Origin of the sequence: Streptomyces sp. NPDC001744 (assembly GCF_042892575.1) — a bacterium.
In the GTDB taxonomy this organism is placed as follows: Bacteria; Actinomycetota; Actinomycetes; order Streptomycetales; family Streptomycetaceae; genus Streptomyces.
The window spans coordinates 173025-191787 of record NZ_JBIAUG010000007.1 but is presented as its reverse complement, the minus strand read 5'-3'; the positions used below and the strand labels follow the sequence as shown (position 1 = coordinate 191787).

Below are 18763 nucleotides of genomic sequence, written 5' to 3'. Positions count from 1 at the left end.
ATGAGCGGCACGAACGGGACAATCGACGACGTCGGCGAATCGAGGGGTACGGCCCGGACACGGGTGTTGATCGCGGACGACCAGGAGATGGTCCGCACCGGCTTCCGGCTGATCCTGGGCACCCAGCCCGACCTGGAGGTCATCGGGGAGGCCGCGGACGGCGCCGAGTGCGTCGAACTCGCCCGCCGGCTGCGCCCGGACGTGTGCCTCGTCGACATCCGCATGCCCAGGCTGGACGGCCTGGAGGTCACCCGTGCCCTGGCCGGGCCGGGCGTCACCGACCCGCTGCGCGTCGTCGTGGTGACCACCTTCGACCAGGACGACTACGCCTACACCGCCCTGCGCAACGGCGCCTGCGGCTTCCTCCTCAAGGACGCCGCCTCCAACCTGTTGATCGAGGCTGTGCGCTCCGCAGCCCGCGGCGACGCCCTGGTCTCTCCCGCCGTCACCGTCCGGCTGCTCAAACACCTCGCGCGACATCAGCCGGCCCCCGCCGCATCCAGTCCGCTCTCCGCGCGGGAACTCGACGTCGTACGCCTGCTGTCGGTCGGCCGCACCAACCAGGAGATCTGCGACGAGCTGTACCTGTCCCTGGGCACCGTCAAGACCCACTTGGCCAACATCAAGGACAAACTGGGCGTTCGCAACCGTGTCGAGATCGCCGCCTGGGCCTGGGACACCGGCACCGTACGCGAACGCCAGGCCCCGCCCGCCTGAGGCTTCCCCGGGGGCGGCCCGCTACCGGCCGACAGGCCGGAACGGCGCCACCTTCCGACGGTCACTCTCCTGGCGATCCGGGATCCTGGCAGACTGGTGGACATCGACATACGTGGAGGCAGCATCAGATCCACCTCCGCACCGGGAACGCCCAAACGGCCCTGAACCTGGCCCGCCGGCTCCCCACGGCCGGCCTCACCGGCCGCGCCCTCGCGCTGCGCGCACCTGCTGGCGGACGACATCCCCTCGGCGATCTCCCTCATCCGTGAAACGGCCCTTTACACGGGGTGTCAGCGCATGGCGACCGCGAGCCGCCGCCCGCGCCGGCCGCTGCGGCAGATGCCCCTCATCAACGGCGAACCCGAAGAACTGATGCAGCAGCCCGGACTCCTTGCCCCAGGCCGACGCGCCGATGGGTCGTTCCTGCAACAGAGTCCGGACCTTCTTGAACGCCACCAGATCCGACTCAGTGGCCGCCAGAACATCGCGGCCGCGGCCCTCCTGGTGCCCGGCGAATCGGGCCATGATCCGTTCGTAGCCCTTGAGCGTGGATCGGGCCAGATCCGCGTACGACATGTTCCGGGCCCACGAGCACAACGGCTCGACCGGCATCATCGTCCCTTCGTCCAGGTAGATCGGGGCCCCGTCTGAGATCGAGCGTAAAGGATGCTGCCGCGTACCCGGATGTATCGCCGCACACCCTCTATGACTGGCGGCATCGACGACAGGGGCCATCCAGTTTTCGCACGGGCCCTTGTAGTCGTGCCATGTACCGACGGGCAGCCCTCGATGTCTGGATCCATGAGCAGGAATGCGCAGACTCTCGCTCCGACCCTGCTCTGGACCCGCTGGGTGTGGCTCCACAGCGCCACAGTAACTCCGGCGTTTGAAAACCTGGCGTTACCAGACGGCATTCGCCTTCTTTTTGAAGGGTATTTGTTTGACCAGGTATGTCGAGGATCGCTGGCTCAAGAAGAAGGATCCGGCCACCGGGAGAAGGGGCAGGGCCGCTCGCTGTGGTAAGGGAAACCGGTACGAGGTCGCCGAGATATCTGGGGTGCGAGACCGATCCTTTGATGTGCTGGAGGACGCCAAGGCGCGGCTTCGCCGGGCGGCCACGGACGAGGAGCGAGGCGAGTTCGTAGACCCGCGCGACGGGTCCATCACGTTGGCCGACTGCACCGCGACGCACTGGGCACCGGGGCGAGGGGTGCCCCGAAAACCCGGGACGGTCAGGAGCGTAGGCGGCGTCTCCATGTCGTCCCGCACCTGGGACAGCTTCCGCTCCGGAGCATCGCCGCAACCGATCTCCGTTCTTTCACGACCAAGCTGGAATCGGCAATTTCGTCAGTCAACTACCAGTGTGGCATCCTGCCCGAACTTTCCTCCGTATTGGAAGCGGTCGTCGGCGACAATCCCTTGCGCGCAACCCTATTCATGCGAAATCTGTGCGGTGGCTCAAGTCGCCACGAGAGCGACGCGTGGTCGATGGACACGGCACTGCGAGTCCGCGATGCCATCAACGAGCGGAACAGGATCGCCGTCGTGGTCGGCCTGGGGTGCGGACTCCGCCGGGGTGAGGTGTTCGGACTGAGTCCGGAGGGCATCGACTGCGAACGCGGCATGCTTCACGTCCGGCGCCAAGTGCGGGCGATCCGCGGGAGGCTGTACTTCGCCCCGCCGAAGGGGAAGAGGATCCGCGCGGTGGATATGCCCCCTCGGTGGCCGAGGAACTCAAGCGTCACATCGAAGCGTTCCCGCCGGTGGAGGTGGAGCTGCCGTGGGAAGGCCGGAGGGGGAGAGGGAAAAGTTCTCCTCGCCGCTCACCACGCGCTTCGGCAACGCCGTCGCGGTGAACACACGGAACACCTACACCTGGAAGCCGGCGTTGGCCAAGGCGGGCGTCGTTCCGCCGCGTGCCGAGGGGGCGAAAGCCTGACAGTGGGCGGCGGCCCCGAAGGACGGCTTCCATGTGCTTCGGCCCACCTGCGCCTCGATCATGTCGGAAGCCGGAGGGTCCGTCGTGACCTTGGCGCGGCGGCTCGGACACTCCTCGCCGACGATCACTCTCGGTTACTATGCTCACTTCATGCCGGAGGCCGGCAGCAAGGGGCGCGGCACCATCGACGGTCTGCTTGGGGAGCGCGGGGCATCGGCTTGCTGGCCGAAACTCTCCAGTTTCTCCCCAGCGCTGTTGAGCTGTGATTCCTGCCTCTACGCTCCGGAGAAGCCTTCCGCGGATTGCAAGGTTGAAGAGATGGGTGGCCTGGGAAAGTGTTGGAAGAGGTCGTAGCGACCCGCTATGTCACGCCCCTGCGTGAAGGCGGCTCGCTCCCCGGGATCGTCGAGGCCGACGACCTCGGCACGTATGTCGTGAAGTTCACCGGCGCGGGCCAGGGGCGCAAGACCCTGGTCGCCGAGGTCGTCTGCGGGCAGCTCGCCCGCCGGCTCGGGCTGCGGGTGCCGGAACTCGTCGGCGTCCAGCTCGATCCGGTCATCGGGCTCTCCGAACCCGACCAGGAGGTGCAGGAGCTGCTCAAGGCGAGCGGCGGGCTCAACCTGGGCATGGACTTCCTGCCGGGTTCGCTGGGCTTCGATCCGCTGGCATACGAGGTGGACTCCGCCGAGGCGGGCCGGGTCGTCTGGTTCGATGCGGTGATCAACAACGTCGACCGGTCCTGGCGGAACCCGAACATGCTCGTCTGGCACGGCGACCTGTGGCTCATCGACCACGGCGCCACCATGATCTGGCACCACAACTGGCCGGGTGCCGCCGCCTCCGCCGCGAAGGCGTACGACGCCTCCGACCACGCGCTCGCCCCCTTCGGCCCGGACATCGCCACTGCCGCGGCCGAACTCGCGCCGCTCGTCACCCGCGAACTCCTCGAAGAGGTCACCGCCGACGTGCCCGACGCGTGGCTCGTCGACGAGCCCGGCTTCACCGGTCCGGAGGAGGTGCGCGCCGCCTACGTCGAGGCGCTGCTGCCCCGCGCCGCGACCATCCACGAGCGGATCACGCTCGGGCCGCGCACCGAGAGCCGCCCGCAGCGGCCGCCCGGCTGGCTCGCCGAACGCCTCGTACCCCGGCCGCACCCCACCGAGAAGGACAGCACCACGTGAGCGACCGCGACGTCTTCGAGTACGCGCTGCTGCGCGTGGTGCCGCGGGTCGAACGCGGCGAGTGCTTCAACGCGGGCGTGGTCGTCTACTGCCGCGCCCGTTCCTTCGTGGCCGCCCGTACGCACCTGGACGAGGCCAAACTGGCCGTGCTCGACCCGGCGGCCGACGTGACCGGCGTCCGGGCCGCGCTGCGCGCGGTCGAGGGGGTCTGCCTGGGCGGGGACGCCGCCGGCCAGGCCGGGAGCGACGACGCGGGGCGCCGTTTCCGCTGGCTGATCGCGCCGCGCTCCACGGTCGTGCAGCCGGGGCCCGTGCACACGGGCCTCACCGCCGATCCCGAGGCCGAGGTGGAACGCCTGCTCGGTCTGCTGGTGCGCTGAGCGCCCGCCCCGGGCCGGGAGTGGCCAGGTGCACCCGGTGGGCCGTTGACACCGGGTGCCAGGGCTTCTAGCGTCTCGTCTGCGGACGATACTAAGCGGTCGCTCATGTGCGGGACGCAGGAGCGGACGTCCGGGCCCGGCCGCCACCAGGGACGATCCAAGGGCGAGGAGAACCAAGCATGTCCACCACCGAGCAGCGCGTAGCCGTCGTCACGGGCGCCGCGCGGGGCATCGGCGCGGCCACCGCGCTCCGCCTCGCGGCCGAGGGCCGCGCCGTCGCCGTACTCGACCTCGACGAGGCGGCCTGCAAGGACACCGTCGAGAAGATCACCGCCGCGGGCGGCACCGCCCTCGCGGTCGGCTGCGACGTCTCCGACGGCGCCCAGGTGGAGGCCGCCGTCGCGCGCGTCGCCGCCGAGCTGGGAGCGCCCACGATCCTCGTCAACAACGCGGGCGTGCTCCGTGACAACCTGCTCTTCAAGATGTCCGAGTCGGACTGGGACCTCGTCATGAACGTGCACCTGAAGGGTGCCTTCCTGATGGCGAAGGCGTGCCAGAAGCACATGGTGGACGCGGGCTTCGGCCGGATCGTCTCCCTCTCCTCCTCCTCGGCGCTCGGCAACCGGGGCCAGGCCAACTACTCGGCCGTCAAGGCCGGTCTGCAGGGCTTCACCAAGACCCTCGCCAAGGAGCTCGGCAAGTTCGGCATCACCGCCAACGCCGTCGCCCCGGGCTTCATCGTCACCGAGATGACCGCGCAGACCGCCGAGCGCGTCGGCATGGGCTTCGAGGAGTTCCAGGCCGCCGCCGCCACCATGATCCCGGTGCAGCGGGTCGGCCGTCCCGAGGACGTCGCCAACGCCATCGCGTTCTTCACGGGCGACGACGCCGGCTTCGTCTCCGGGCAGGTCATGTACGTGGCCGGCGGCCCGCTCAACTGACGGCCGGCCGGAACAGGAGGAGGAGAGCGTGAGCACACGGGAACGGCCGGAGCTGTCCGGCAGGGTCGCCCTCGTCACCGGGGCGAGCCGGGGCATCGGCTACGGCATCGCCGAGGCGCTGGTCGCCCGCGGCGACCGGGTCGTCATCACCGGGCGCGGCGAGGAGGCGCTCAAGGAGGCCGTCGAACGGCTCGGCGCGGACCGGGTGATCGGCGTCCCCGGCAAGGCCCACGACGACGCCCACCGGGCCGCCGCGGTCGAGGCGGCCATGGACGGCTTCGGCCGGCTGGACTTCCTCGTCAACAACGCGGGGACGAACCCGGTCTTCGGCCCCCTCGCGGACCTCGACCTCGACGTGGCCCGCAAGGTCTTCGAGGTCAACGTCCTCTCCGCGCTCGGTTTCGCGCAGCGGAGCTGGCACGCCTGGCAGAAGGAGAACGGCGGGGCGATCGTGAACATCGCCTCGATCGCCGGCGTCTCCGCCTCGCCCTTCATCGGGGCGTACGGGATGAGCAAGGCCGCGATGGTCAACCTGACCCTCCAGCTCGCGCACGAGTTCGCCCCGGTGGTGCGGGTCAACGCGATCGCCCCGGCCGTGGTGAAGACGAAGTTCGCGCAGGCGCTCTACGAGGGCCGCGAGGCGGAGACGGCCGCCTCGTATCCGCTCGGCCGGCTCGGCGTGCCCGAGGACATCGGCGGCGCGGCGGCCTTCCTCACCTCCGCGCAATCGGAATGGATCACCGGTCAGACGCTCGTCGTCGACGGCGGTATTTTCCTGAACGCCGGAGTCGGGTGACCGATAATCGGACACTTTCCGGAATTCATGTCCGGATTGGGGCCGGTTCCCCATCGAATGCCTCAAGTGCCCCGTCAGGCTCGAACATTGACCTGGCGGGGCGCTGCGGTATCGTCGGCCGACCCCAGGCTGAACGAGGAGCGTGCACGTGTTCAACCGGACCAGTCTGCAGGCGGCTGCAGCCCTTGTGTCCATATCCCTGATATCCGGATGCGGTGTCTTCTCCGACAGCGAATCCGCAGGGAACCAGAGGATCGTCGTCGGCACGACGAGTTCGCCCTCCACGCTTGATCCAGCCGCATCCTGGGACAACGCGTGGGAAATGTTCCGGAATGTTTTCCAGACACTGGTGAGTTTCCCGACGGGCAGCACCCTTCCGCAGGCGGACGCCGCCGAATGCAAATTCACCGACACCTCCAGCCGGGTCTTCGAGTGCAAGCTCCTGGAGGGCCTGACGTTCTCCAACGGGCACAAGCTGGATGCCAAGGCCGTGCAGTACTCGATCGAGCGCATCCGCACGATCAACCACAAGGGCGGCCCCAACGGCATGCTCGGCTCCCTCGACAAGATCGAGACCGTCGGCGACCGCACGGTCGTCTTCCGGCTCAACAAGCCGGACGCCACCTTCCCGTTCGTCCTGGCCACCCCCGCGATGTCCATCGTGGACCCGGCCGACTACCCGGCCGACCGGCTCCGCGCCAAGGACGGCAAGGTCACCGGCTCGGGGCCGTACGTCCTCGACTCGTACTCCGAGCGCAAGACGGCGGAGCTGACCAGGAACCCGACGTACAGGGGCTTCGCCGACCGCAAGAACGGCGGCGTGACCATCAAGTACTTCGAGGAGTCCGAGGCGATGGTCGCCGCGCTCCGGAAGAAGGAGATCGACGCCACCTACCGCGGCCTCACCGCCGAGGAGGTCGTCTCCCTCCAGGACGACAAGCCCGAGAACAAGGGCCTGCAGATCGTCGAGTCGACCGGCGCCGACATCCGCTACCTGGTCTTCAACGCCCAGGACCCCACCGTCGCCAAGCCCGCCGTCCGCAGGGCCATCGCCCAGCTCGTCGACCGCGACGAACTGATCAACCGGGTCTACCAGGGCACCGCGGAGCCCCTGTACTCCATGGTGCCCAAGGGCGTCGCCGCCCACACCACCAAGTTCTTCGACCACTTCGGCGCGCCGAGCGTCGAGAAGGCCACCCAGATCCTCCGCGACGCCGGCATCACCGAACCCGTCCCGCTGACCTTCTGGTACACCACCGACCGGTACGGCTCCTCCACGGCCGCCGAGTTCGCCGAGCTCAAGCGGCAGCTGGAGCGGTCGGGACTCTTCAAGGTCACCCTGCACGGCAAGCCCTGGACGGAGTACCAGGCGGCCTACCAGAAGGGCGAGTACCCCGTCTTCGGCCGCGGCTGGTTCCCCGACTTCCCGGACCCGGACAACTTCGTCGCGCCCTTCGTGGGCAAGGAGAACGCCCTCGGCACGCCCTACCTGAGCCCCCGGATCACCGACGTGCTGCTTCCCCGGTCCCGCCGCGAGAGCGACCGCGCGACCGTCACGGACGAGTTCGTGGCGGCCCAGGAGATCATGGTCCAGGACGTCCGGCTGCTGCCCCTGTGGCAGGGCAAGCTCTACATCGCGGCCGGCGAGGACATCGGCGGCGGCGAGCGCGCCCTCGACCCGCAGACGGTCATGCAGCTCTGGGAGCTGAGCCGACGCGCCAGCTGGTAGGAGAGCCCGCGGGGGGTCACTGTCAGTGGCCCCCGGTAGGTTCGGGGACGTAGACAGGAACGTCCACCGGAGGTTGTTGACCGTGACCGACACCAGCATGCTGCCCGAGTCCTGGCGGGGTGTTCTCGGCGAGGAACTGCAGAAGCCGTACTTCGCCCGGCTCACCGAGTTCGTCGAGGAGGAGCGCGCCAGGGGTCCGGTCTACCCCCCGAGGGACGAGGTCTTCGCCGCTCTCGACGCCACCCCGTACGACAAGGTGAAGGTCCTGATCCTCGGTCAGGACCCCTACCACGGCGAGGGCCAGGGGCACGGTCTCTGCTTCTCGGTCCGCCCCGGTGTGAAGACCCCGCCGTCCCTGCGGAACATCTACAAGGAGATGCACGCCGACCTCGGCCTCCCCGTCCCGGACAACGGCTACCTGATGCCGTGGGCCGAGCAGGGCGTCCTCCTGCTCAACGCCGTGCTGACCGTCCGCGCCGGCGAGGCGAACTCGCACAAGGGCAAGGGCTGGGAGAAGTTCACGGACGCGGTGATCGCCGCCGTCGCCGCGCGCCCCGACCCGGCCGTCTTCGTCCTCTGGGGCAACTACGCGCAGAAGAAGCTGCCGCTCGTCGACGAGGAGCGGCACGTGGTGGTGAAGGGTGCCCACCCCTCGCCCCTGTCGGCGAAGAAGTTCTTCGGGTCGCGGCCCTTCAGCCGGATCGACGAGGCCGTCGCGGCCCAGGGCCACGAGCCGATCGACTGGCGCATCCCGGACCTCGGCTGAGCCTCGGTCCGATCCGGACCGGGTGCGGCTAGCGTCGGTCCTTCCAGTGGTGATCTTGTGGAGGTCGCGGTGACCGGGCAGCAGCAGGTGTCGGACGACGGGGTCATGACCAGCATCGGGCAGGCCCTGATGCTGCTCCACGGCGGCGACCGCGAGGAGGCCCGCAACCGCTTCACGGCGCTGTGGCAGCGGATCGGCCCGGACGGGGACCCCCTGCACCGCTGCACCCTCGCGCACTACATGGCGGACGCCCAGGACGACCCCGAGACCGAGCTGGCCTGGGACCTGCGGGCGCTGAGCGCGGCCGAGAGCCTCCCGGAGGAGCGGCTCGCCGCCCACGACCCGACGGTCGCCCTCCGGGCGCTGTACCCGTCGCTCCACCTCAACCTGGCCGCCGACTACGTCAAGCTCGGCAGGCCCGACGCCGCCCGCACCCACCTGGACCGGGCACGGGCGGCGTCGGACCACCTGGACGACGACGGTTACGGGAACGGGGTGCGGGCCGCGATCGAGCGTCTGGAACTGCGGCTGCGGGAGGAGTGAGGCGGCGGAACGGGCCGGGCCGTCCCGGACCTTCCGCCGCTCCCGGGTCCCTCCGCAGGGCACGGCCCGCCGCTCACCGACCGTACGGCCCGCCGCTCACCAGCCCGTACGCCCCGTGCCTCACCGGCCGTGGGCGCCGAGGCAGATCCCCGGCGGGTCGCCGCCGGGCCTCCACCCGCCGTACCGGTCGCCCGGGGCGCAGAGACCGGGCAGGGCCGTCCTTCCCGGCAGGGTCGGCAAGCCGTGGAGGTCCGGTGGGTTCATCCGGTCCGGGAGGGCCGACCGGTCCGGAAGGTTCATCCGGCCCGGAGGGTTCAGCGGGTCCGGCCGGGCCGCCGGACGCGGCTGTTCCCGCTGTCGTGGTACGACGCCGGGGCGGAGCGCCTCCCGGCCCGACGGGGCCGTCGTCCGCGGCTGCCCCCCGGCCGTCGGGGCCGGCCGGGACGCGGCGGGGGACGGGAGAGCGGGGAGCGCCGCTTCGAGGGCCTCGCGGGCCGGGCCCCCGAGGAGCTGCGGTGCCGCGGCCTCGCCGGGGCGTAAGGCCCCCGTCGGGGCGGTGACGGGAGCGGGCGCCGTCGTCGGAGCGGCCACCGAGACGCACCCCGTCAGGGCGGCCACCGCCGCTCCGGCCAGGATCTTCGCTGTGGTTCGGGTTCCATGCACCCGCGCCACTCTGCTGTCCCCGCGGGGACTTCGCGCCCCTACCGGCGGGGAATGCCCCGCACGGGTGAGCCGCCGGACGCCCGCCCTTGACCCGCCCGGTGGTCCCGGAGCGGGAGCCGCGCCGGTCCGCGCGGGCCCGTCCCCTCAGTCGCCGGTCGTGCCGTCGATCCGCTCCCGGATCAGGTCCGCGTGGCCGTTGTGGCGGGCGTACTCCTCGATCATGTGGAGGTAGATCCACCGGAGGTTGAACTTCTTCCCCGAGCGGTGCTCGCCCGCGCCCAGGTCGTCCAGCTCCCGGCCGGCGGCCAGGGCGCGCGCGTGGGCGATCTCGGCCTGCCAGGCCGCGTGGGCCTCCTCGTAGGTGTCCCCGTCCGCGACGTGGATGTCCCGGTCCTCGTCCTCCTCGGTCATGTAGAGCTCCTCCACGTCCTCGCCGGCCAGGATGCGGCGGAACCAGTGGCGCTCGACCTCGGCCATGTGCCGGGCCAGGCCCAGCAGGCTGAGGCCGGAGGGCGGGACGGAGAGGGTGCGCAGCCGGACGTCGTCCAGCCCCTCGCACTTCCCCGCGAGGGTCGCGCGATGGAAGTCGAGCCACTGTTCCAGGGCCTCCCGTTCGCCCGTGGTGGTGCCCGGGGAGACGCGCGGGACGGTTTCGATGTGATCGTTGGTCATGGGGGCATCGTCCTCCACGATCATGGCCGGGGCCAGCGATTTGGGCGGCGCCCGGCCCCGGCCGGCGGACCGGTTCCGCCCGCGTAAGCTGACCGGCGCGAACGGCCCGTACGGCCGGGACCGGCGAACGACGACAAGGGAGAACCCGTGAAGGTTGGCTGCATCGGACTCGGCGACATCGCGCAGAAGGCGTACCTTCCCGTCCTCGCCACCCTTCCCGGTGTCGAACTGCACCTGCAGACCCGTACCCCCGCGACCCTGGAGCGGGTGGCCGACACCCTGCACCTGCCCGCCGGCCGGCGCCACCGCGACCTCGACTCGCTGCTCTCCGCCGGACTCGACGCCGCCTTCGTGCACGCGTCCACCGCCGCCCACGCCGAGATCGCCGAACGGCTCATCGAGGCCGGGGTCCCCACCTACGTCGACAAGCCCCTCGCGTACGAGTACGCCGACTCCGAGCGGATCGTGGAACTGGCCGAGAAGCGCTCGGTCGGCCTCGCCGTCGGCTTCAACCGGCGCCTCGCCCCCGGCTACGCCCAGTGCCTCGACCACCCGCGCGAGTTGATCCTGCTCCAGAAGAACCGGGTCGGTCTGCCCGAGGACCCCCGCACGCTCGTCCTCGACGACTTCATCCACGTCGTCGACACCCTGCGCTTCCTCCTGCCGGGCGAGATCGAGCACGTCGACGTGCGGACCCGGATCCGCGACGGACTCATGCACCACGTGGTGCTCCAGCTCTCCGGCGACGGCTTCACCGCCATCGGCATGATGAACCGGATGAACGGTTCCACCGAGGAGATCCTGGAGGTCTCCGGCCAGAACACCAAGCGGCAGGTCCTCAACCTCTCGGACGTCGTCGACCACAAGGGCCAGCCGACCGTGCGCCGGCGCGGGGACTGGGTGCCCGTGGCCCGTCAGCGCGGCATCGAACAGGCGGTGCTCGCCTTCCTCGACGCCGTGCGCGAGGGCCGGGTGCTCAGCGCCCGCGACGCCCTGCTCACCCACGAACTGTGCGAGCGCGTCGTCCGCGAGGCCCTGGTCCAGGCGTCCTGACGCGGACGCCGTTCCGGCCGGGGAGGACGAGCGGGGGGGGGGGGGGCGGGCGGCCCGGCCCGGGCGGCCCCCCCCCCCCCCCGCTCCGGACGGCACGTCAGCCCGCGGACTCGCCCGCGTGCGGGCTCAGCACGTCCGCGCCCACCAGCGCGAACAGCAGGATGCCGAGCAGGATGCGGTAGATCACGAAGGGCATGAAGCTCTTGGTGGTGATGAACTTCATGAACCACGCGATCACCGCGTACCCGACGGCGAAGGCGATGACCGTCGCGAAGATCGTCGGTCCCCAGGAGACGTGCCCCTCGCCCGCGTCCTTCAGTTCGAACACGCCCGAGGCGAGGACCGCCGGGACCGCGAGCAGGAAGGAGTAACGGGCCGCCGCCTCGCGGGTGTAGCCCATGAGGAGGCCGCCGGAGATCGTCGCGCCCGAGCGGGAGACGCCGGGGATCAGGGCCATCGCCTGGCAGACGCCGTAGATCAGGCCGTCCTTCACACCGAGGTCCTTGAGCGTCTTGCGCTCGCGGGGCACCCGGTGACGGCCGCCGATCTCGTCCCGGGCGGCCAGCCGGTCCGCGATGCCGAGGACGACGCCCATGACGATCAGGGTGGTGGCGATGAGCCGCAGATCGCGGAACGGGCCCTCGATCTGGTCCTTGAGCGTGATGCCGAGGACGCCGATCGGGATCGAGCCGACGATCACCAGCCAGCCCATCCGGGCGTCGTGGTCCGCGCGCATCGACTTGTCGGTGAGGGAACGGAACCAGGCAGAGACGATCCGCGCGATGTCCTCGCGGAAGTAGATGAGGACCGCCGCCTCCGTGCCGATCTGGGTGATCGCGGTGAACGCCGCACCCGGGTCCTGCCATCCGGCGAAGGCCGCGGTGAGGCGGAGGTGCGCGCTGGAGGAGATGGGAAGGAACTCCGTCAGCCCCTGGACGAGTCCGAGGATGAACGATTCGAACCAACTCATGGGGCTAGGGCCGTCCCGTTGTGTACGTGTGCGGTCAGAAGGTCGTGCGCAGCGTACCTTCCCCAGGTGACGGGAACCCGGGTAGGGCGTGTCCGTGAAGTGGCGCTCCGCGGGACGTCCGGGGCCCGGCCGTCCGGAGTGCCGCGGCCCCGCCCTCAGCGGACGGCGCCCGCCGGTTCCGGCTCGGGGACGGCGTCCGGGACGGGGACCGGGGCCCGCAGGCCGTGCCGTTTGCGCCAGGCCACCACCGCCGCGACGAGCCCCGACACGACGATGAAACCGGCCGGGAGGAGGAAGGCCGGCGAACCGGGCGAACCGGCCTGGGCGCCCGCCACCACGTACGCCGCCGTGTTCGGGACCGTGCCGAGCCCCGTCGCCACGAGGAACGGCACGTACCTCATCCGGGAGACCGCCGCGCAGTAGTTGGCCGCCGCGAACGGCACCCCGGGGAACAGCCGGATCGCCAGCATCGAACGGAACCCGTGCCGGCTCAGCTGCCCGTCCGCCGCCGTCAGCCAGCGGCCCCGCACCAGCGGCCGCAGCGCGTCCTGTCCCAGGTACCGGCCGAGGGTGAACGAGATCCCGGCGCCGAGCACCGTCCCCGCGACCGCCCCCGTCAGGCCGGCGGCCGAGCCGAAGAGCGCGCCCGCCGCCAGGTTCAGGACCGGGCGCGGCACGAACGCCGCCGTGCACACCCCGTACGCCAGACCGAAGAGCAGCACCGCGTCCGCGCCGTCCGCCCGTGGCGTCCGGCCCGGGGCCAGCAGGCGCTGCGGCTCGTAGAGGACCACGAGGGCGGCCGCCGTGAGCAGCAGCAGCGCGAGCACCGAGAGGCGCGAACGGGGGGAGAGGAGGACCCGGAAGCCGCGGGCGGCGAGGGAGCCCGGCGGCCGGGAGGCGGGAGCGAGCATTCGGGGAGAGTAACGGACGGGCGCGTAGGGGCGCCGTAATGTGCGTCATGTCTGTTCGCGCCGGGCCCGGGAACGTGCCGGGCCCGGGAACGTGCCGGGCCCGGGAACGCGCCGGGCCCGGGAACGCGCCGGGCCCGGGAACGCGCCGGGCCCGGGAACGCGCCGGACCCCGGAACGCGCCGGGGCCGAAAGCTCCCGGTGTCGAGCGGGACATGTGGATCGACGACGGGGAACCGCAGACCGCGCGCACCGCCCTCCCCTCCGTCGGCTCCGCTACGAGGGAGCCACCGACGCGGGCCGTCTCTCCGGTCACCGCCCTCGCCGCGCCGGCCACCCCGACTTCTTCGTCCGCGAGGCGATCGGCCGGAGCCCGCGCGCGTACGCCGGGACGGCCCCGGCCGGGGTCCGCGTCTTCGCCGCCGCCCAGGGAGACCGGCTCTTCCCCTCTCCGCCCGCGAGGCCCCCAGGAACCGCACCCCGCCCGTCGGCCTCCCCAACCTCCGCGCCACACTGGGGAGATGACGCAGAAGAAGGAAAGGCGGACGGCGCTGGTGCTGGGCGCGGGCGGCATGGTCGGGGCCGCCTGGGAGACCGGCGTGCTGCGGGGACTCCTCGACGCCGGCCTCGACGTGACCGATGCGGACCTCGTCGTCGGCAGCTCCGCCGGCGCGGTCGTCGGGGCACGGCTCGGCGCGGTCGGCCTCCCCGCCCTGTACGAGCGGGAGCTCGGCGACGAGGACGCGGAACCCGCCGCGCGGCTCGGGGTCCCCGTGCTCCTCCGGTACGCCGTCGCCGTCCTGCGCTCCCGCACCCCGGAGGAGTACGGACGCAGGCTCGGCCGGCTCGCCCTCGGGGCCCGCACCCAGGACGGGGCGAGCCGCCGGGAGACCGTGGCCCGGCGGCTCGGACCGGTCACCGACTGGCCCGTCCGCCCACTGCTCGTCACCGCCGTCGACGCCACCACCGGCGAACTCGTCACGTACGACGCGTCCAGTGGCGTCCCGCTGGTCGACGCCGTCACCGCGAGCTGCGCCGTCCCCGGCCTCCGGCCCCCGGTCACCGTCGGCGGGCGCCGTCTGATCGACGGCGGCATCCACTCCACGGCCAACGCCCACCTCGCCGCCGGGTACGAGGAGGTCGTCGTCGTCGCGCCCGACGGGCGCGGGAACAAGGTGCTCCCCTCGCCGGACCGGCAGGGCGCCGACCTCGCCGCCGCGGGGGCCCGCGTCGAGGTGATCACCCCCGACGCCGATTCCCGCGCGGCCCTCGGGCGCAACCCGCTGGGTCCCGCCCACCGGGCCGCCGCTGCCCGCGCCGGGCGCGCCCAGGCCGCCCGCCACGCGGAGGCCGTCGCCGCCGTCCGGAACGGCTGACCCCGCGCCCGCCCGGCCCCCGGACCGTCCGTCCGCCCCGTCCCGTCACAATGGGAAGGTGAACGAGCACATCCCCGTCGTACGCGAGGTCGACCACGGCACCGCGCGTCTCATGCCCGACGTGGACCGGGAGCGGGCCTGGCTCCTGACGGTCGACGGCGCGCCCCAGTCGTACGTGGACCTGGACGACCCGGCACACCTGGAGTTCGAGTACGCGCGCCGGCTCGCCCACGTCGTGGACGGCGCGGCGGCGGAGGGCGAGCCGCTGGACGTCCTGCACCTGGGCGGCGGGGCGCTCTCCCTGCCCCGGTACGTCGCCGCCACCCGGCCCGGCTCGCGGCAGGACGTGGTCGAGGCGGACCGGGGGCTGCTCGCGCTGGTCGCGGAGCACCTGCCGCTGTCCGGGGCGTCGGGGATCACGGTGCACGGCGCGGACGCCCGGCGCTGGCTCGAAGCGGCCCCCGCCGCGTCGGCGGACCTGATCGTGGGGGACGTCTTCGGCGGCTCGCGCGTACCCGCCCACCTCACCTCCGTCGAGTACGCGCGCGAGGTCGGGCGCGTACTGCGGCCCGGCGGCGTCTACGCGGCCAACCTGGCCGACGGCGCGCCCTTCGCCTTCCTCCGCTCCCAGCTCGCCACCTTCGCCACCGTCCTCCCCGAGCTGGCGCTCGTCGCCGAGCCGGGCGTCCTGCGCGGCCGCCGCTTCGGGAACGCCGTCCTGGTCGCCTCCGCCCGCGCGCTCGACACCGCCCGCCTCGCGCGCCGGGCCGCGGCGGACGCGTTCCCCGCGCGCGTGGAGCACGGGGACGCGCTCGCCCGGTTCACCGGGGACGCGGAGCCGGTCCGGGACGCCGGGGCCGTGCCGTCACCCGTTCCCCCCGCGGGTGCCTTCGGCATCGGCTGAGGCCGGCCGCGGGGCCGGGAGGGCGCCCGAGGCGGACACGGGCCCGGGAGCGGACACGGCTCCGGGAGCGGACACGGACCCCGGGGCCGCGCTGCTCCCCGGCGCCTCCCGAGGCTTTCCGGCGTGCGGGCGCCGGGTCAGGTTCCGTACGTCCGGCACGAACAGGACGAGGGCGGTGACGAGGACCATCAGCGCCGCCGCGCCCCACAGCGCCCCGCTCCGGCCGAACGCGCCCTCCGCCGGTCCCGTGAGCGCCGTGGTCAGCGGCAGCAGGGCCGTCGAGCCGAACCAGTCGTAGGCGGAGACCCGGGACAGCTTCTCCTCGGGGATCTCCTGGTGCATCGTCGTCATCCACGAGACCCCGAAGACCTCGATCGCCACGCCGCTCACGAACATCGCGGCCGTCAGACCGGCCGGGGACAGCGGCACCGCGAGCGCCGCCGAGGGCAGCGCGATCGGGAAGACGCACAGCGTCCCCACGAACAGCATCCGGCGCGGCTTCCACCGGGTCATGAGGACCGCGCCGGCGACCGTCCCCACGCCGTACGCGGCGAGCGCGAAGCCCCAGGGGCGCGCGCCGCCCAGCTCCTCCCGGGCGACCATCGGCCCGTACACCGACTCGACCGCGCCGATCAGGCCCACCACCACCGAGAACTGGGCGACGATCGACCACAGCCAGGGCCGGCCGACGAACTCCTGCCAGCCCTCCCGCAGGTCGGAGAGGAGCCCGCCGCCCGGAGCGCGCGCGGGGACGTTCCGCACGTCGAGGAAGGCGCGCAGTCCGCCCGCGACGGCGAAGGCGAGGGCGTCGATCGCGAGGACCCAGCCCGGCCCGACGAAGGCGACGAGCGCGCCGCCGAGCGCGGCGCCGCCGATGGAGGCGCCGTGCATCGCCATCCGGAAGACGGCGAACGCCCGAGCGGCCTGTTCCCCGCCGACGGTGGACAGGAGCATGCCCTCGGCCGCCGGGTTGAAGAACGCCTGGCCGGTGCCGCAGAGCGCGGTGAGCACCATCATCTGCCAGATGCGGGCCTCGCCGGAGAGCACCAGGGCGGCGAAGACGGCCTGCGACACGCAGTTGAGGGCGTTGGCGGCGACCATGACCCGGTGCCGGGGCAGCCGGTCGGCGACGGCGCCGCCGATGAGCAGGAAGAGGACGAGCGGCAGGAAGCGCGCCATCGCCACGAGGCCCACGTCGCCCGCGTCGCCGCCGGACTCGAAGACCGCCCAGGTGGTGGCGATCAGCGCGCCGTGCGTGCCGAGGTTGGTCACGACCGTGGCGGCGGTCAGCAGGAGGTAGTTGCGGCCGGCCCACTCGGGGCGGCGGGAGCGCGGCGGGGCGGAACCGGGGGAGGCGGCGGATGACATCACCCCGGGACTATCCCCGGCCCCTCCCCGAAGTGCCAAACGGATATCGGGGCGGGCCGGGGCGCGGTCACCGGGAGGGGCCCCCGGTGACCGCGGCGGTCAGGAGCTCTCGGCGAGCCGGACCGTGGAAAGGATCTTCTGGATCGTGGCGTCCGGCAGCTCGTCGCCGACGCCGTCGGCCGCGTTGAGGATCCAGGTCGAGAAGTCGCCCTTCGCGTTCTTGAACGAGAAGGCGATCGCCTTGCCGTCCGACTCGCACTTGTTGCGCTTCTTGACGTTCGGCGCCGTCGCCGTCGACACGCTGCCGGTCAGACCGGAGGCCGTCGTGTACGGAACGGCCTTGGTGATCTTGATGGTGTTCTTCGGCATGTGCTGCGCGTAGCCGCCCCACACCCACGTGCCGGCCTCGCTGTACGCGGCCTCTTCGGTGTTCTTGGCGCCCTGGCCGCCCTTGGTGCCGGCCGACGCCAGGCTCCAGCTCTCCTCCCGGCCGTCCTTGTTGGTGTCGTAGGCGCACCACTTGCCCTTGAGGTGGGTGGGCCCCGACATCGTGACGAGCGGGCTGCCGTCGCCCTTCGCCTCGTCCTCCAGGAAGCTGGCCGTCCCGGGCTTCATGACGTCCCATTCCGGCGGGACGTCGAAGAGGGTCCCGTACTTCGGGTTGTGGACGACCTTCCAGCCGGGAATCGTCGGCTGCCGCGCGGCGCCGTCGCGCGGGTTGTCGAGCTCGGTCGACGGGCTCGTGTCGGGCGTCGGCCCCGTGGGGGCGGTGGCCGTCACGGACGGCTTCTTGCCGTCGGCGACCGGCTTCTCGCCGTCGTCCCCGCCGAGCGTGAGGAAGGCGGTGACGCCGGCCGCGACGACCACGGCGGTCGCGGCGGCGATCACCACGAGGGTCTTCCTGTTCCCGCCGGGACCGCCGGGCTGTCCCGGGCCCGGCGCCGCGTACTGCTGCGGCACGGTCGGCTGCTGGTACGGGTTCGGGTACCCCGGCTGCGGGCCGTACGCCTGCTGCGGGTGGCCCGGCGGGACCGGCGGCTGCTGCGCGTAGCCGGGCTGCGTCGGCGGCTGCGGGTACCCGGGCTGGGCCGGCGGCTGCTGGTACGGGTTCGGCTGCTGGTACCCCGGCTGCTGGTAGGGATTCTGACTCTGGTCCTGCGGGTTCTGCTCGCCCCCGGGCGGCTGCTGTCCTGGCCACATGGCCAGTAACCATAGAGGTGCGGCGGCCGTCCGGCCATGTCCGCCCCCGGGCCGGGGGTCTCGGGGGGATGGCCAAGGGTGCTACTGGCGGGTAACATCGCGGGGCATGAGCGCAGATCAGAATTCCGTGGGCGAGATGCTCGCCGCCACGGTCCCCATGGCCGGAACCCTGAACCTGGAGTTCCTGGAGACCACCGCCGAGCGCGCCGTCGTGCGCCTGCCGGACCAGCCCGCCTACCACAACCACGTCGGCGGCCCCCATGCCGGAGCGATGTTCACGCTGGCCGAGTCCGCCAGCGGCGCCATCGTGCTCGCCGCCTTCGGCGACCAGCTGGGCCGCGCGGTCCCGCTCGCCGTCAGGGCCGAGATCGGCTACCGGAAGCTGGCCATGGGCGTCGTCACGGCCACCGCCACCCTGGGCCGCCCCGCCGCCGAGGTCGTCGCCGAGCTCGACGCGGGACAGCGGCCGGAGTTCCCGGTGCGGATCGACATCACCCGCGAGGACGGCGCCGTGACCGGCGAGATGACCGTCGTGTGGACCCTCCGCCCGAACGAGGCCTGACCCGCGCCCCGGCCCGCCGCCCCCGCACCCCTCCGGGTACGGGGGCGGTCGTGTTCCGTACGGAGCCCGGCGCAGGGGCCGGAGGCGGGCCCGGG

Annotated in this window: 20 protein-coding genes; 14 read left to right on the top strand and 6 right to left on the bottom strand. The window is 72.3% G+C overall.

What is annotated here, in order from left to right:
• Positions 1-717 (top strand): response regulator, encoded by a 717-nt coding sequence (locus ACFYZY_RS11490; protein WP_388692322.1) that lies wholly within the window; start codon positions 1-3, stop codon positions 715-717.
• Positions 718-912: 195 nt separating this feature from the next.
• Here the strand turns inward: ACFYZY_RS11490 and ACFYZY_RS11485 are convergent, their stop codons facing one another.
• Positions 913-1332, bottom strand: coding sequence for a hypothetical protein (locus ACFYZY_RS11485; protein ID WP_388692320.1), 420 nt, complete (start codon positions 1330-1332; stop codon positions 913-915).
• Between ACFYZY_RS11485 and ACFYZY_RS11480 the strand changes: the two genes are divergently transcribed.
• The 9 genes from ACFYZY_RS11480 to ACFYZY_RS11440 all read left to right on the top strand — a co-directional run bounded on the left by ACFYZY_RS11480 (position 1269) and on the right by ACFYZY_RS11440 (position 8992).
• Positions 1269-1607, top strand: a complete 339-nt coding sequence (locus tag ACFYZY_RS11480) for a helix-turn-helix domain-containing protein (RefSeq protein WP_388692475.1) — start codon at positions 1269-1271, stop codon at positions 1605-1607. The genes ACFYZY_RS11485 and ACFYZY_RS11480 overlap by 64 nt on opposite strands.
• A gap of 1109 nt (positions 1608-2716) precedes the next feature.
• The gene (locus ACFYZY_RS11475) at positions 2717-3010 is read left to right on the top strand and encodes a hypothetical protein (protein ID WP_388692474.1); all 294 of its coding nucleotides are present in this window, start codon (positions 2717-2719) and stop codon (positions 3008-3010) included.
• A complete protein-coding gene (locus tag ACFYZY_RS11470; protein ID WP_388692319.1) occupies positions 2992-3837 on the top strand; it encodes a HipA family kinase in 846 nt (281 codons plus the stop codon). Before ACFYZY_RS11475 ends, ACFYZY_RS11470 begins: the two co-directional genes overlap by 19 nt.
• A complete protein-coding gene (locus ACFYZY_RS11465) occupies positions 3834-4217 on the top strand; it encodes a DUF3037 domain-containing protein (RefSeq protein WP_388692317.1) in 384 nt (127 codons plus the stop codon). The genes ACFYZY_RS11470 and ACFYZY_RS11465 overlap by 4 nt, the downstream gene beginning before the upstream one ends.
• 179 nt (positions 4218-4396) lie before the next feature.
• The gene (fabG, locus tag ACFYZY_RS11460) at positions 4397-5158 is read left to right on the top strand and encodes a 3-oxoacyl-ACP reductase FabG (protein ID WP_388692316.1); all 762 of its coding nucleotides are present in this window, start codon (positions 4397-4399) and stop codon (positions 5156-5158) included.
• Between the two features lie 28 nt (positions 5159-5186).
• Positions 5187-5954 carry an SDR family oxidoreductase gene (locus ACFYZY_RS11455; RefSeq protein WP_388692314.1) on the top strand — a complete coding sequence of 256 codons (768 nt, stop codon included), beginning with the start codon at positions 5187-5189 and terminating at the stop codon, positions 5952-5954.
• Positions 5955-6102: 148 nt separating this feature from the next.
• Complete coding sequence (locus ACFYZY_RS11450; RefSeq protein ID WP_388692313.1) at positions 6103-7683, top strand: ABC transporter substrate-binding protein; 1581 nt, start codon at positions 6103-6105, stop codon at positions 7681-7683.
• 82 nt (positions 7684-7765) lie between these two features.
• Complete coding sequence (gene ung, locus ACFYZY_RS11445; protein ID WP_388692311.1) at positions 7766-8449, top strand: uracil-DNA glycosylase; 684 nt, start codon at positions 7766-7768, stop codon at positions 8447-8449.
• Positions 8450-8554: 105 nt separating this feature from the next.
• Complete coding sequence (locus ACFYZY_RS11440) at positions 8555-8992, top strand: hypothetical protein (protein WP_388692472.1); 438 nt, start codon at positions 8555-8557, stop codon at positions 8990-8992.
• Positions 8993-9799: 807 nt separating this feature from the next.
• Here the strand turns inward: ACFYZY_RS11440 and ACFYZY_RS11435 are convergent.
• Entirely contained in the window at positions 9800-10327 is a 528-nt protein-coding gene (locus ACFYZY_RS11435; protein WP_388692309.1) for a DinB family protein, read from the bottom strand.
• A gap of 147 nt (positions 10328-10474) precedes the next feature.
• Here ACFYZY_RS11435 and ACFYZY_RS11430 point away from each other — a divergent pair, with 147 nt between their 5' ends.
• Entirely contained in the window at positions 10475-11380 is a 906-nt protein-coding gene (locus ACFYZY_RS11430) for a Gfo/Idh/MocA family protein (RefSeq protein ID WP_388692307.1), read from the top strand.
• Between the two features lie 97 nt (positions 11381-11477).
• Here ACFYZY_RS11430 and ACFYZY_RS11425 read toward each other — a convergent pair whose 3' ends face one another.
• Entirely contained in the window at positions 11478-12350 is an 873-nt protein-coding gene (locus tag ACFYZY_RS11425) for an undecaprenyl-diphosphate phosphatase (RefSeq protein WP_388692306.1), read from the bottom strand.
• A gap of 155 nt (positions 12351-12505) precedes the next feature.
• Entirely contained in the window at positions 12506-13261 is a 756-nt protein-coding gene (locus tag ACFYZY_RS11420; protein WP_388692304.1) for a TVP38/TMEM64 family protein, read from the bottom strand.
• Positions 13262-13779: 518 nt separating this feature from the next.
• On the opposite strand from ACFYZY_RS11420, the gene ACFYZY_RS11415 reads away from it, so the two are divergent.
• Together ACFYZY_RS11415 and ACFYZY_RS11410 are read left to right on the top strand one after the other, a co-directional pair.
• The gene (locus ACFYZY_RS11415; protein WP_388692302.1) at positions 13780-14634 is read left to right on the top strand and encodes a patatin-like phospholipase family protein; all 855 of its coding nucleotides are present in this window, start codon (positions 13780-13782) and stop codon (positions 14632-14634) included.
• 58 nt (positions 14635-14692) lie between these two features.
• Positions 14693-15538: a spermidine synthase gene (locus ACFYZY_RS11410; protein WP_388692300.1), complete on the top strand. Its 846-nt coding sequence runs from the start codon at positions 14693-14695 to the stop codon at positions 15536-15538.
• On the opposite strand, the gene ACFYZY_RS11405 is transcribed toward ACFYZY_RS11410, so the two are convergent.
• A complete protein-coding gene (locus tag ACFYZY_RS11405) occupies positions 15500-16906 on the bottom strand; it encodes an MFS transporter (protein WP_388692470.1) in 1407 nt (468 codons plus the stop codon). The genes ACFYZY_RS11410 and ACFYZY_RS11405 overlap by 39 nt on opposite strands.
• 99 nt (positions 16907-17005) lie before the next feature.
• Positions 17006-18106, bottom strand: a complete 1101-nt coding sequence (locus tag ACFYZY_RS11400) for a hypothetical protein (protein WP_388692299.1) — start codon at positions 18104-18106, stop codon at positions 17006-17008.
• A gap of 106 nt (positions 18107-18212) precedes the next feature.
• Here ACFYZY_RS11400 and ACFYZY_RS11395 point away from each other — a divergent pair, with 106 nt between their 5' ends.
• Positions 18213-18668 (top strand): DUF4442 domain-containing protein, encoded by a 456-nt coding sequence (locus ACFYZY_RS11395; RefSeq protein ID WP_388692297.1) that lies wholly within the window; start codon positions 18213-18215, stop codon positions 18666-18668.
• Positions 18669-18763 lie beyond the last annotated feature (95 nt).